We start from the raw sequence: 16,756 nt of genomic DNA, 5'->3' as shown, positions 1-16,756 counted from the left end.
CTGTAAAGGAGAGCAAAATGAGAAAAGGATTAATGGGAAGTATTAAACTGGATGATCTCCTGGAATCCGGGGCAGAATCGGTCGATATCGAAAGTGTTTCGACTAAGGACATTGCCATTATTGGAATGTCCGGCAGATTCCCGGGTGCAGAGGAACTCGAGGCATATTGGAGCAATCTGGTTAACGGTGTGGACAGTATCAGCGATTTTCCCGCAGAACGACAATCTTTCACAGATTATTATATGAAGACACGGGGAGAGTCGGTCACGTATACCAAAGCAGGTTTTTTGAATCATATTGACCGATTCGATTATCGTTTCTTCAACCTGTCTCCCCGTGAAGCTTCTCTCATGGACCCCAATCAGCGGTTGTTTCTTGAAACGGCTTGGCACGCCATTGAGAATTCAGGATATGGGGGCGGTAAACTTAAAGGAAGCAACACAGGTGTGTACGTTGGGTTTCGTAACGATGAAGTATATGACTACAAAAGATTAATCACTGACTTGGAGCCGCAGGCAGATCCCAGTGCAGTTCCAGGTAATCTGGCCTCCATTCTGGCTAGCCGGATTTCTTACTTGCTGGATCTGAAGGGGCCGAGCCTGTGTCTCGATACAGCATGCTCATCTTCTCTCGTAGCCATCCATCTCGCGTCCCAGGCCATTCGAAACGGAGATTGTGATCTGGCTGTCGCTGGTGGCGTAAAGATACGTTTGTTTCCCCTGGATGAAGGGAACAAGCTTGGTGTGGAAGCGCCAGATGGCAAAGTGAAGGCGTTCGATGCAGATTCGGATGGGACGGTGTGGGGTGAAGGCGCTGCCGCTATTATCCTCAAACCTTTGAACAAAGCACTCAGGGATCGAGACCATATTTACGCAGTCATTAAAGGAAGTGCTGTGAATCAGGATGGAACTTCCGTAGGCATCACAGCGCCGAATACCGCTTCACAGACAGATTTGCTGGTGAAAGCATGGAAAAATGCGGGGATTAACCCGGAGACGCTAAATTATATTGAAACACATGGTACAGGGACAGATATGGGAGATCCCATAGAGTTTGAGGCCATTCGCAGAGCGTTCCAAAAGTTTACAAACAAGAAACAATTCTGTGCTATCGGTTCAGTGAAGACAAATGTGGGCCACTTGGATTGTGTAGCTGGTATGGCTTCGCTTTTCAAGGTCATTATGGGAATGCGTGAAGGCATGATGCCACCCACACTTCATTTTCAGCGTCAAAACTCAAAAATCAACTTTGAAGATTCTCCGGTCTATCTCAACACTCGCCCTAGAATATGGCATGCCGAAGGAGCTCCACGCAGATGTGGTGTCAGCGCGTTTGGTCTAAGTGGAACCAATAGTCACATTGTAGTTGAAGAGCCGCCACATTATCACAGGGCAGGTACCGCAACGATCCCGGATATGCAAATTTTAACGATCTCTGCCAAAAGTGCTGCCAGCTTAACAAAGCTGGTGCATGCCTATCAGGCCTTGCTCGTTTCAAATCCTGAACTTTCGCTGGCAGATCTATCATTCTCGGCTAATACCGGAAGAGGGCACTACACTCAAAGGCTTGCGATCACTTACAGTGATCGCAAGGATTTGGAAAGAAAATTGAAGTTGGTATCAGCCGCAAATGGTGGTCCTGATCTCGAGATAAACGGAGTACACACAGGCACACATCGGATTATAACAGCCGGTGCAGGGGAGTCCACGCGGAGTACAGGGGAAATCACGGAGCAGGAGGTCAGACTACTTGGACAGAAAGCCCAAGCATGGCTTGCTGAACCTCATGTTCATCCGAGACAAGTGCTGTTGGAGGCCATTTGTGATTTGTATGTTCAGGGAGCCGATGTGAGTTGGGAAGATCTGTACAGAGAAAAGTCTGTGCGCAGAATTCCACTTCCTTCATACCAGTTTGAACCGAACATATGCTGGCTGGACTGGAAAGCGGACATGGATCAACGCCAGACAGATGACATGACTCGGAGTATGTATAGAACACGCTGGATCGCGGATTCTTTGGAACCATCCATACCCGATGAGGAGCAGCAGCCAATTGATGATGGGATAACCCTGATATTGCGAAAAGATAAAGACCTTGAAGGCGAAAGGCTTGAAACCACCTTGCGTAATCTGGGAAGAAAGCTGGTATCCGTGACATTTGACGGAGATGTTGCCGTTATGGAAGGACTCTCAGGTCTAGTACAACTTTCTTCAGAAGATGTTTATGATCATCTGCTTGGTGCATTGCCTTTCAATGATATAACCCGTGTTATTCATCTACTGAGTTCAACGCCCAGAATGCAGGTGCATAATCTGGCGGATCTTTCTCAGGCGGAAATAGAGGGTCCTCTGAGTCTGTTCAGACTGGTCAAATCTCTGGTGCAGAGAGCAGTGTCTGGCCCTGTAGGCATATCAATTGCTACGACAACTGCTTATCAAGTGACGGGGGACGAGGTGGAACTGTATCCTGAGCACGCTGCCTTGATCGGCTGGGCTAACGTTATAGGAAAGGAATATCCGCATATCCGTTGTCAGTGCATTGACAGAGATGAACATAGTTCACTTGAATCTATTCCGGAGTTGGTTGGTGGCATAGGCATCTCCAACGAGAATTTTGCCTATCGGAATGGGATTCGTTATGTTGAACAGCTGGATGAATGGGACACAGAGACTCAGAAAAATAGGGACTGGCAACTGGTTGAAGATGGAGTATACATCATAACGGGTGGAGCAGGGGGGATAGGTTCAGAGATTGGGAGATGGATGGCTGGTCAGGCAAAGGTACGAATTATCCTACTGGGACGGACAGAATTACCTAACAGAGAGCAATGGCCGCTGCTTCGTAAGAATGGGAAAGACCAGACGGCTGTTCAGCAGATTATTCGTGAAATAGATGCCATGGAAAGTCTCGGAGCAATGGTAACTTATTTTAGCGTAGATGTATCCGATGAAATGCGTCTTACCCATACGTTGGATGGTATCAGAAAAACGTTTGGTTCTATACGTGGAATTGTGCATTGCGCAGGAACGGGAAGTGATCTGTCTACCGATCAGAAGAGTGAAGATGACGTCAAGCGCACGTTGGCTCCCAAGATCAGGGGGACATGGCTGCTTGATCAACTTACCCGACAAGATCAGCCTGATTTTATGCTGTTATGTTCTTCTGTCGCTACAACATTCAGCACGTTGACGATGGGAGATTACGTTGCAGCCAATGCCTACCTGGATACGTTCGCCGCACAACGAACCAAGCAGGGACTTCACACACTCGCCATTAACTGGGTGACCTGGAGGGAGCGGGGAATGGCAGCACGTTCGGGTTTTACGGCGGATACTATATTTAAGGCCATTTTGCCTGAACAGGCGATCCATACTCTCGCAGACGTTGTTACTCAAAAAGTAGACCGCGTTATTATCGGGGAATTAAACATAAATGGTGGGGGCATTCCTTTACTCGAACGTTCAGGGATTCGGGTTGCTCCATATTTGCTCGAACGATTGAAGAGGATGAAGTCTACGACCAGATCTATAGCAGATATGGCTTCTACCCGATCAATTTCACAACATGGCGCGGGTCAGGTGATCCTCACGGGAAAAGAAAAAGAGGATTACACCGAAGCAGAACGACGTGTCGCTGATGTTTGCAGACAGGTATTGGGTTTCGAGGAAATTAACATCCATGAAAATTTCTTTGAACTGGGAGCCGATTCCCTCTTGTTAAAAACGATGCATGCCAGATTGGAACTGCTTGATCCAGGTTCACTTATGATTACGGATTTGTTTGAGCACGCAACAGTTTATAAGCTGGCCCGTTTTCTGGTGGATAAACGCCAGGGAAGCAACAACATGACACATCATGCAACGATGAAAGGAACGGAACAGGACATAGCCATTATTGGCATTTCCGTCAAACTGCCTAACGCCAACACCACAGATGAGTTCTGGGACAATATTCGCAACGGGTTGGATTGCAGGACCACATTGTCTGCAGAACGAAAGGATGCCATTGATCGCTATATTCGATATAAACAGTTTCCTGAGGGCAGCGTTGCTCTTGTGGAAGGGTCGTATATTGATGAGATTGATAAGTTTGATAGTACCTTTTTCCGTTTGTCTCCCAAGGAAGCAAGCCTGATGGACCCGCATCAGCGTCTCTTCCTGCAGGCATGCTGGGAAGCAGTTGAAGATGCCGGTTGTGTAGAAGACATTAGTGGAAGTCATACCGGGGTGTTTGTCGGATACTCGCCGAATATTCGCGATATGTATTCACGACTCATTTATGAAACCAATCCGACTCTTCTATCCAGCGCTATGGTGGGCAACACAGCAGCAGTTACCTCTGGAAGAGTATCTTATATGCTGGACTTGAAAGGACCATCGATGGTCGTAGACACAGCCTGTTCATCATCCCTCGTTGCTGTAGATGCAGCATGTCAATCGATTCGTAGCGGCAAATGTGAAATGGCCATAGCAGGTGGGATTAAAATCCATACCATGCCGATTCATCACACGAATACACGCATGGGAATAGGCATGGAATCCATGGATGGAATCACTCGTGCATTTGATGAAGAATCGGAAGGGACGGGATTTGGCGAAGGCATTGGTGTAATCATGCTCAAACCACTCGAAAAAGCTAAACAGGATGGCGACCAAATCTATGCAGTCATTAAGGGATCAGCATCCAATCAGGATGGCAGTTCTGCCGGGATGACAGCACCAAATCCGGCGGCTCAGGAAGACGTGATTCGCAAAGCGTGGGATGATGCCGGCATTGATCCTGCGACTATTGGTTATGTGGAAGCCCACGGGACGGGTACACCTTTAGGGGACCCGATTGAAGTAAACAGTTTGACAAATGCATTTCGTATGTTCACCGACAAACGAAATTTCTGTGCGATTGGATCTGTCAAAGCCAATATGGGTCATCTGCTTGAAGCAGCGGGAATCGTCGGGTTGATCAAAACTGCGTTGGCACTTAAAAACAAGGAATTGCCTGCAACGATTCACTTTAATCGACCCAATGAAAATATCCCGTTTTACGATTCTGCCATATACGTCAACACCGTTACTCGTAAGTGGGAGGTTGAAGGCCATCCGCGGCGAGCTGGCGTCAGTGCGTTTGGCATGAGCGGAACCAATGCCCATATTGTGCTGGAAGAGCCACCGACAGACTATATCCATAAAGAACTGTCTGACCATGTTCCTCACGTTGGGCCACAGTTTTTCATGCTTTCGGCCAAATCACGTGAGAGCTTGCAGCAACTTGTTACAAGGTACGTTGCATATGGTCCGCAATTATTACAAATGGATCTGCAGGATATCTGTTACACGGTCCAAGCTGGGCGCAGTCATTATCCGCATCGATTAATTTTTGCAGTGAATACGACAATGGAGCTTGTTTCCCGTTTGAATGAATTGAACCGGCTCTACTTTTGGGAGTCTGAACTGGGCGAAGCAGGCCAGGTTTTCTACCGTTATGGAGAACACCGATTGGTATCAGGTACGGATGGGATTAGACGTCCGGATGATCTTACTCTGGTTCAGAAGGAAAGTTTGAACACCGAAATTCAAGAAGTGGCATTAGCTTGGAGGGACGGCCGATACAGGGACGAATCCATGCAGGTCAAAATTAGTGAGTTGTATTCGGCGGGCGCAGATTTGCCACCATTATTATGGAATGACGGACAGGCACCTCGTAAAGTGCGGCTCCCGGTGTATGCTTTCGAGCGTAAGACACACTGGCTGGACATACCCGACGTCGCCCCGGTAAAAGTGGAACGTATGGAACAACCATTTCATGTTATTCGTTGGGTTAACACGCCATCCAACGATGGGACATCATGGATGTCCTCCGAATCTGGAGATGTGTTATTGTTCACAGGAAAAACCACTCTTTCGGCATCGATCTATGAGAGATTACTAGCTGCGGGTCGGAGGGTTGTAAGAGTAGAGATTGGACTTCAAAAGGATTCTACTCCAGGCGATGGATGGTATGGCGTTGATTCAAATAAACAGGCGTATGAGGACTTGTTAACAGATCTTCAATCTGAGTATCAATTCACACATATTATCCATATGTCAACGACTGAACAAGCAGTGTTTCCCGAGAGTATCGAACAATTAGAGGTGACCCAGCAGCGTGGGGCTCGCAGCCTGATGTATCTTACACAGGCGCTGGCACATGTGGGTTATGAACGCGGACTGAGCCTTACGCTGGTATCTGATTATGTGAACGAAGTGACAGGCAATGAACGTGTCCTTCAGCCGCAACAAGCTCCTTTTATGGGAATGGGACGGGTTGTAGGTCAGGAATTGATGGGCATATCCTGCAAGTTTCTGGACGTGGATGATGTTGTCTCTGCTGAAGATGTGTTACAAGAGATCGGCCGAAAGTCTGAGCTATATCTTGTTGCTTACCGGGAAGGTACTCGTTATGAGGAACAGTTCGAGACTTTGGACGATACGACGGTAATCGGCCATTCGCCAGCAATTCAAAATGACGGTGTATACGTGATTACTGGCGGCACGAAAGGCATTGGTTTGGAAGTCGCCCAGTACTTGGCTGACAAGGGAGCAGGACATGTTGCTTTGCTTGCCCGTTCACCTTTTCCGCCGCGTGACCAGTGGACTGAATGGCTTGATCAGAACAGAGACAGGGAAGTGTGCGAGACGATAAACCGGGTGATGGATCTGGAGAAGAAGGGAACGTCATGTTCATTTTATCAAGTGGATATCGGGCATCTGGATAGGCTACGTGAGGTATTTGATGAACTTCGACATACTTGCGGTCCCATTCGTGGCGTAGTTCACAGTGCCGGTGTACCTGGTGAAGGCATGCTGATGCGCAAGACGGAGGAACAGTTCTCAGCGGTGACAGGTCCCAAAGTCTATGGAACATGGGCGCTTGATCAGGTCACGCTTGAGGATAATCTTGACTTCTTCCTGCTCTTCTCCACGATCTCTTCGGTGTTTGCTGCTCCGGGCCAAGGGGACTATGCTGCTGCCAATGCATACCTGGATGCATTTGCTGCATATCGAAGCAAGCTTGGGAAACGAACCCTAACTATGAATTGGAACACATGGCGAGATACGGGGATGGGCGTTCGTTACGGTATCAATGTGGATGGCGTATTCTCCGCAATTCCTACGGAGCAGGGCATTGCATGGCTGGATCGTGCGATGGGAATGACCTTGAATCGGGTAATCGTCGGCGAGATCAATCGTGAAAGCAAATTGCTTGGCATGATGTCAAGTGTTGCTGTGAGATTATCTGATGACCTGAGATCCCTCGCTACTGATGAGAAGACTGTTTTTACTGAAACTCAGAACCAGACCGGTTATGCAGAAGTTACTCTGGATGGCAGGACAGGAGAAGGAGCATATAGCGATGCTGAGGATCTGATTGCCAAAATCTTCGGTTCGATACTAGGGTTCAGTGAAATCAATATTTATGACAGTTTCTTCGAATTAGGGGGAGATTCGATCATGTTGGGCCAGATGCATGAGTTATTGGATCGGCATTTCCCCAATAAGATCAAACTGGTAGATCTGTTCGAATATACAACTGTAGACAAACTCAGCAATTACATTGCAGGCAATGAGCAACATATCCTGCAAGCTGCACCGATAACATCCGCATCAGAAGAGCAGGACGGAGATTGGAATGACTCATTAAGCCATATGCTGGACAAGTTGCAGGACGGGGAAGTATCTGTCGAAGACATTCTTCATCGTTTGGATGAAATACGGCCAGGGGAGTGAGCTTGTGGAGAAAGTCTACAAACATGTTGTTGAAAACATAGCCTCCGGCAAAATTGACAAAGTGACGGGGATTCAGGTCATCAATCTGCTGAAGCAGGAAGAAGCAAATCATCAAGAGGATATAGCAGTCATAGGCATGAGCCTTAAATTTCCCCATGCGAATCATCCGGAGGAATACTGGCACATTGTTGAGCAGGGGATTGATTGCATAGGTGATTATCCATCTGATCGGAAATCTGTAACGGATGAGTACCTCAGACTAAGCGGATATTCAGACGAATTCCTTCAATATCTGGATGGTGCTTTTCTGGATGAAGTGGATCAATTCGACTATAGGTTCTTCCGTCTCTCTCCAAAAGAGGCCAGTCTGATGGACCCTTGTCATCGTTTATTTTTGCAAACGGCATGGCATGCCATCGAAGATGCCGGTTACGGCGGGCAAAGGCTTGCAGGAAGCAATACCGGCGTCTTTACCGGATTTGCCAATAGCAACAACTATAAGGAAATGATCAAGGATACTAATCCGGAAGAGTTGTCTATTGCGATGACTGGAAATATCGCGTCAATGCTTCCTACCCGCATCTCGTATCTGCTTAATCTAAAAGGACCGACCATGGTAGTGGATACTGCTTGTTCGTCCTCGCTAGTATCCGTTTATCTGGCTTGTAAATCGCTGATGAACGGGGATTGCAACATGGCGATTGCCGGAGGAGTTAAGCTGGATATTTTGCCAGTGGATAATGATTTTCTGAAGATTGGGATTGAATCCACCGACTACCGGACAAGAGCTTTTGATAAAGAAGCAGATGGATCCGGTATGGGTGAAGGTGTGGCTGCAGTAATTTTGAAGCCGCTTCGTCAGGCTCAGAAGGATGGAGACCACATCTATGGTGTAATCAAAGGCATCGCCTTGAATCAGGATGGAACGTCCATGGGCATCACGGCCCCCAATCCGGTTGCTCAATCCGAAGTAATCGAGGAAGCGTGGAAGCGAGCAGGTATCCACCCGGAATCCCTGGCCTATATTGAAACTCATGGAACAGGAACGAATCTGGGTGACCCTATCGAAATTCAGGGGCTGGAACGTGCTTTTCGAAAATATACGAATAAAAAGCAATTTTGTGCAATCGGTTCGGTCAAAACCAATGTCGGGCATCTGTATGAAACAGCAGGGATGGCCAGTCTGATCAAGGGTCTTTTATCATTGTATCATCGGAAACTCCCGCCTTCCCTTCATTTTAATTGTCCAAACCTGAATATTGATTTTGGGAATTCACCCGTCTATGTCAATACAAGGTTAAGAGAGTGGGAGCGAGGTGCTGATCCGCGTAGATGCGGGATAAGCACATTTGGTTTGAGCGGAACGAATTGTCATATAGTGCTGGAAGAAGCTCCTGTACAGGCCACGCTGAACGTTACGCATGATGGGCATACGGGTGTTCATCCATTCACGTTGTCTGCGGGATCAGTTAATGGAATTCAAATCCTGATGAAACAGTATCTGGACGGAGTATCTGCCTTCCCTGACAGGTATTCATTACTGGATGTGTGTCGAACAGCCAATGCATGTCGCGGACATTATGCTCACCGAGTGATCATTTTGGCTGAACATTTGGAGGATTTGCGCATTAAGCTAACCCAGGTTATATCTGGAGACTTTCACACGTTCACAGCACCTTGGTTTCATTATGGGGAACACCGACTGATCAGCGACAATCGGGAAGTTTCAGGGGGACATGATATTACCCAGAAAAACGTTCGTGCGTTAAGTGAAGAGGTCAGACAAGAATTGAACCAGATGAATGAGGCTACATTCGACTGGGGGCGCCTGTGTACTCTTTACGTGCAAGGGGCATCCGTGGACTGGTGGCGTCTGTATGAGGGCAAGTCTACGAAGACCGTACCTCTGGCGGGTTATCCTTTTGATCCGCAGAAGTGCTGGATTGACATGGGAAGCAGACCAGCAGAAGAGAGTGTCCACCCTGACAACGGATTGTTTTCTCTTACGTGGCATGAGCTTGAGGGAGAGTACGAGGATAACGAAGTTCATTCAAGCGAGAGAGTTGTACTCTTTACAGCCGATGACAAAGGTGGGGCTGACCTTGCATTGCTTTTGCAACAATCGGGTAAGGACGTCATTAAGGTTTGCCCGGGAGATTACTTTGAACAGAGGAACGATACTGATTTTCGAATTGGTTCGAAAGAGGTCGATTTTGATTCTTTAGTCAATGCTTTGGATTTAAAATCATGGTCACAGGTCATCTACGCACCTACCTTTGCTTCGGACACTTCTGTTCAGAATCTGGTGGAGTTGAATGAATCACAGGAACGCGGCGTTTACAGCCTGCTGTATCTGGTTCGTTCATTGACCAGACATGGTATTGATTATGATATGGATATGGTGATTTTGACCCAATGTGTCCATCATGTCACAGGCAAAGAACACCTTCTTAGACCTGAACTCGCACCGCTAGAAGGTCTTGCCAAGGTCATACGTAAGGAGCACCTGAACATACAATGTCGAGTTATCGACGTGGAAGATATGCTATGGAGCAAGGGGAGTGCAGAGTCTGTTTTCAGAAAAACAGATCACTTCCTTACCGCCATTCGAGACGGAAAACGGTATGTTCAGTCATTCGGTACACTCCAGCCTGTTGCAGAGTCGGACAGTAACAACGGACAATTTCCAGCTCTTCATTCAGAAGGGATATATCTTGTGTCTGGTGGAGCCGGAGGTATCGGGATTGAAGTATCCAAATATTTGGCTGGCAGGGACAAGGTACATCTGGCCTGGATTAATCGTACTGCCTTTCCACCCCGGAGAACATGGGAAGCAATTTTGGAAGCACAGCAGGATCAGTCGTTATGCCGAAAGATTCAGGGAGTGCTTGATATTGAAAATATGGGAGCTAGCGTTGAAATATACAGCGCTGACATTTCCAAAAAAGAAGAGATAGTTCCAATTGTAGAAGAGCTGCGTCAACGTCATGGGAAGATTCGGGGGGTTATCCATGGTGCGGGAATCGGAAGATCCGACTTATTGATGAATCGTACGGATGACCAGTTTAAAAGCATTTTCAATCCGAAGGTGATGGGTACACGCATTTTGGATGAAGTTACCCATTCGGATGATCTGGATTTCTTTATTCTGTTTTCTTCGGTAGCAACGATGTTTAGCGGAGCCGTTCAAGGAGATTATACCGCAGCCAATGCTTATCTGGATGCCTACGGGGAATATCGGAACAAGCTCGGCAGAAGGACACATGTGGTGAACTGGACGACCTGGAAAGAAACCGGTATGGCCCTCGAAGGTGGGTTCACAATCGATACCATTTTTAAGACGCTGCCAACCGGTAAGGCTCTTGAAGGGTTCGAGCAGGTGTTATCTCATAATGTACCGAGAGCACTTGTAGGTTATCTCAACTATGAGAACGGTGGAGTCTTTCTGCTCGAAAAATCAGGGGTGATGCTATCTCCTGTGCTGACTGCGCAAATTGAACTATTCAAGGAGAAAAAGAAGAAGGAAAAAGCGACCAAAGCAAAGAGTGCAGCGACAAATCCAGCAGGAGAAGTGAGTTTGACAGGAAGCCTCAACGAAGAGTTTAGTGATACGGAAAAACGTGTAGCCGAATGTTGCAGAAAAATATTGGGTTTTGATCAAATCGATATTCACGACAACTTCTTTGAACTAGGTGCGGACTCTATTCTGCTGATGAAAATTCAGAGTGAGATTGAGCGGATTTTTCCAGGAGCCATTAATGTTACGGATCTGTTCGAATACTCGAATGTTCATCATCTCGCAAAATTCATCGGTGGAAAAAACAAGAAGGAGGAACAGCGTCCTTCTCCAGCGATGCATCTCAAGAAGCGTACTGCGGCGGAACGAGATGGAGATATTGCGATTATCGGCATGGCTGTGAATGTGCCACTTGCTTCCACACCTGAGGAGCTGTGGGCGCATCTCGTCAACGGCACGGATCTGGTTCGGTCGTTTCCGGAATCGAGAAAAGTGGATATTGACAAGCATTTTGCGTTCACAGGTCATGACCAGGCACAGATGAAATACAACGAGAACGCGTATCTGGAAGACATAGACAAGTTTGATGCAGGTTTCTTTCGGTTATCGCCCAAGGAAGCAAGTCTTATGGATCCCAATCAGCGATTATTTCTTGAAGCTGCGTGGACTGCAATTGAGGATGCAGGGTATGGCGGCACCAGATTGAGTGGTAGTAAAACGGGCGTATATCTTGGATATGCGGCAACCTTGCGAGATCTGTATGCACGTCTCTTATATGAAGTTGATCCTGGGAGCGGTTCAAGCTCCATGGTGGGTAATCTGACAGCCATGATGTCTGCGCGGATCTCATATTTATTGGATCTAAAGGGCCCAAGCATGGTTATTGATACGGCCTGTTCATCTTCATTGGTGTCTGTAGACATGGCTTGCAAAGCTATTCGTAGTGGGCAATGTGATTATGCACTGGCTGGCGGAATCAAGATTAACCTGTGCCCGGTGGATGATGAAAATATGAAACTTGGCATCGAGTCTACAGATCATCGCTCCAAAGCTTTTGATGATGAAGCAGATGGAGCAGGTATTGGAGAAGGGGTTGCAGTGGTACTGCTGAAATCACTTCAGCAGGCACTGGATGACCATGATTCGATCCATGCTGTAATTAAAGGCGGGGCTGTGAATCAGGATGGCAGTTCAATAGGCATCACGGCACCTAATCCGGCATCTCAAACAGAGGTAATTATATCTGCTTTGGAGGATGCACGAGTTGAACCGGAGACAATCACATACATTGAAACACACGGCACGGGCACGACATTGGGAGATCCGATTGAAATTAAGGGCATATCCGATGCACTGTCGAGCTACACAGATCGCAAGCAGTTCTGTGCGGTGAGTTCCATCAAGACCAACTTGGGGCATTCTTCGGAGGCTGCTGGAGTGATTAGTTTGGTGAAGGCGGTTATGGCACTGCGTGAGAAAAAGCTTCCTCCGACGCTGTACTTTAATCGACCTAATCGAATGATTGAATTTTCCAATTCACCGGTCTTTGTGAATACCCGTCTGCGTACTTGGCATTCCGAGGAAGGACCGCGACGTTGTGGGATCAGCGCGTTTGGGATTAGTGGAACCAATTGTCACGTTATCCTGGAAGAGGCCCCAGTACAGACATTTGTCCAAGCTGAGGAACGCAGACCTTATATTTTGCCTCTTTCCGCCAAAAGTAAGGACTCTCTGTCCAGATTGATCGCCGCTTATCATGATTATCTCGATAGTTACGATGAACTGGATCTGTTAAGCCTGTGCGGAACAGCTGCTCAGGGAAGAGGACACTACAAGTTGCGTATCGCCATTGCTTTTAAAGACAAAGAAGATCTGTTAGCCCGATTGGACAAGCTGCGTGGATGCCCGTTTAGCGAGATTAAACCGCCCGTTGCTTATGCATCTGAACATCGAATGGTTCCTGAGACGAAGGAGCCAGGTGTTGGCGAATTGACGGAACAAAAACTTCGTGAATTAAACGAGCAGTCAGACAGGGTACTGAAGCTCATTAACGAGCACGGATGGGAAGATCAGCACTTGGAGGAAATATCGATTCTTTATACACAGGGAGCCGATATTGACTGGTCCAGATTGTACGCAGAAGAGGAAACCTTCAGGCTGCATCTTCCAACGTATCCTTACGAGCGCAATCGTTGCTGGATTGATATTCCCGAACGAGTTGCGGTTCAACCATCGGTTGTGCAGAAGGAAGAACCAACGATGCATTACACCATTGGCTGGGTGGAAGCGAATAATCCTGAAAGGCTTATTCCGAATCCGCAAACCGTCTTGCTTTTGAAGGGGACAATTCCGTTATGTGACAGTCTCTCCCGGGAACTTACTGAACGTGGAGCACATGTAATTGAAGTTACTCTTGGTGCAACATATGCGAAGATCTCTCCGGTTCATTATCAGATCGATGGTTCGGAGGAGCAGTATCTGCAATTATTGAAGGCTACGAAGAATCACAGAATAGATCAGATTATTCACACCTTTACCATAAATGGTCATATAGCACCCGAGAGTCCGAAGGAACTGGAGGATGCCTTATGCCGAGGGGTGCATAGCTTGTTTTACCTCACAAAAGCCATTGCGGGTGCAGGATTGCGAAATCGAATGCGCATTGTTCTGTTATCCCAGTTCGTTCACGAAGTTAGCGGCCACGAATCACATCTTGCTCCTGAATATGCTACGATGTTTGGCTTGGGTAAAGCGATTGGACAAGAGCATCCTCAACTGGAATGCAAAGTCATGGATATAGATGATGACACCGCTATTCCTATTTTGCTTAATGCAATGAATGCAGATGATGTTTTCTACGCCACTGCTTATCGGAAGGGTCAACGATATGTGGAAGAGTTTAGGAAGACAGATCTGTTGGGAGCTGAGCTCTCTGATGTAACCATTAAGGAGCAGGGGGTCTATCTCATCACCGGCGGAATGGGCGGCATTGGCCGAGCATTTGCAGAACACTTTGCCAACAGACACAACGTTACCTTGATTCTTGCAGGCAGATCGGATTTCCCTGATCGGGAAACATGGCCAGCCATTTTGGAGGATAACAAGGATCTGGAGCAATGCAACAAAATTAAATGGATACAGTCGATTGAGAACAAAGGTTCCACAGTAGGTCTCTACAGCGTGGATACAGGTGATCTTCAACAAGTATCAAGACTCATGGTGAACATCAGAGAGAAGTATGGCAAAGTGGATGGCATTGTTCATGGTGCAGGGGTAGCTGGTGAAGGATTCCTTGCGTCCAAGGATGCGGAGACCTTTAACCGTGTGTTGCTTCCGAAAGTCCAGGGAACCTGGAATATGGATCAGGCAACAGCCCACGACTCTCTGGATTTTCTTGTTCTGTTCTCAACCACTTCAACATTATTCAGCTCTCCGGGTCAAGGAGATTATTCAGCAGCGAATAGTTATCTGGATGCTTATGCAGCGTATCGCAACCGCAGGGGTGGACGTACATTAACGATCAATTGGGTGGCCTGGAAAGAGACCGGGATGGCCAAAGATTTTGGCGTAAATGACGACATGGTGTTCAAGTCTGTTTTAACAAATTCTGCATTAAAGGCCTTTGACCAGGCTTTTCAGCGTAAAGTGCATCGGTCTATCATCGGCGAACTGAATTATGACTCGGAATATATGGCCTACGTAGGTGACATGCCAATGATGATGTCCGAGGACGTATACAACACGATTCAGGATCAAAGTGCCGGCGTGATTGCTGAAGTGGAGATGAGAAAGGCAACGCTGAACAAGGAAGTCTCGTTACACGGCCGTAATGATGGTCAATATACAGCCATGGAACAGATGTTATCCCGGATTTGGTCACTTCATTTGGGACTGACAGAAATGGATCTGTATGATGATTTTTACGAATATGGTGGAGATTCCATTATTGGACTCAAGATGGCATCGGATATATACAGGGAAACGGGGATACAGGTTAATCCTTCGGATGTGCTGCAATATCCGACGATCTGGGGACTGGGAGTTCACCTGCAATCTCTGGTCGATGTGGAGAATGCAACAGTCGGACAACAGTCTATCCCTCATGCAGAAGTCAAAGAAAAATATCCACTTTCATCAGCTCAAAAAAGGATATTCTACCTTTGCACTCAGGACCCGGACAACATCAGCTATAACCTGAACAAAGCGTTGATTATGGAGGGGAATTTTGACCCATTCACGTTGAACGGTTATATGAACACTCTGATTCAGCGCCATGAATCGTTCCGTACATCATTTCACTGGGAACAAGGAGAGCCGATTCAGAGAATTCACGAGAACGTGGATTTTTCAATCGAAACGTTGCCAGATGTCATTCGTGGAACGGAAGCAGTCGAAGATGTAGTGAAGCAGTTTGTCCGACCGTTTGATCTGGAAGCGGCACCGTTGATCCGAATGATTGTTGGTTCGTTGGATGACGGTCGCCATCTGTTGATGTTTGATGTGCACCACTTGGTTACAGATGGTATGTCGATGGACAATATGATGCACGAAATCACGTCAATGTACAGTGGTTCACCCCTGCCGGATATTCCTTATCAGTATAGAGATTACTCGGAGTGGAGCAACCAGTATCAGCAATCGGATTCGATTAAATCACAGGAAGCCTTCTGGCTGGAAACGCTGAAAGGGCCATTGCCCACACTGCAACTTCCAACAGACTTTATACGGCCTGATCGAAAAACCTATGATGGAGCCAAAATGACTTTTTATGCCGACGAAGCACTCACTGCTCGTATAGGCAAGCTTGGAGCACGTACAGGAACAACGCTATACATGTTGCTCTTATCCGCCTTAAATGTCCTGTTGCATAAATATACGAACCAGAGTGATATACTCATCGGTTCGCCTGTAACGGGTCGTCAACAGGGTAACTTTGATGCCACCATTGGCATGTTTGTGAATACAATCGTCCTGAGAAACGAACCTGTGCCTGATGACTCATTCAGGGAGTTACTTCTGGATGTGAAGCAGCGTACGTTATCGGCTTTTGCGCACCAGGACTGTCAATTCGACCGAATTGTGCAACTTGTGAATAGTACACGTGATCCGAGCAGAAATCCGCTGTTTGATGTGTATTTTGCACTGCAAAATGTAGGGATGTATACCGGAGAGATTGAGGCTTTCAAAGGCACATTAATTGATTATGACAGTGGAGTTTCACGGTTTGATCTGGCACTGGATGCGATTGAGCGGGAGGGTACGATCGAGTTTATTCTGGAATATAATACGAGCTTGTTCTTGCCTGGCACAGCTGAATATATCGCCAAAGATTTTGTGAAAATCCTTGAGATAATTTCAGAACAGCCGGATACATTGATCTATGATATTGAAGTTGATCGTGTCACGGATATCACGGATGAAGCTGTAGATGAAGAAGTGAATTTCAATTTCTAGCAAGATCACAGAGGGGCGTTGA

The 16,756-nt window shown here is 47.0% G+C and carries 2 protein-coding genes; both read left to right on the top strand.

The window, feature by feature from the left end:
- Positions 1–17: 17 nt before the first annotated feature.
- Positions 18–7,763: an SDR family NAD(P)-dependent oxidoreductase gene (locus tag ACETMN_RS25625; RefSeq protein WP_411735302.1), complete on the top strand. Its 7,746-nt coding sequence runs from the start codon at positions 18–20 to the stop codon at positions 7,761–7,763.
- Positions 7,741–16,734: an SDR family NAD(P)-dependent oxidoreductase gene (locus ACETMN_RS25620; protein WP_411735301.1), complete on the top strand. Its 8,994-nt coding sequence runs from the start codon at positions 7,741–7,743 to the stop codon at positions 16,732–16,734. Before ACETMN_RS25625 ends, ACETMN_RS25620 begins: the two co-directional genes overlap by 23 nt.
- Positions 16,735–16,756: the final 22 nt, after the last annotated feature.

The sequence above is a fragment of the Paenibacillus sp. M2 genome (assembly GCF_046713495.1).
Taxonomy (GTDB): domain Bacteria; phylum Bacillota; class Bacilli; order Paenibacillales; family Paenibacillaceae; genus Paenibacillus; species Paenibacillus amylolyticus_B.
The sequence above is the reverse complement of the archived record's forward strand: the minus strand, read 5'-3'. Positions and strand labels throughout refer to the sequence as shown.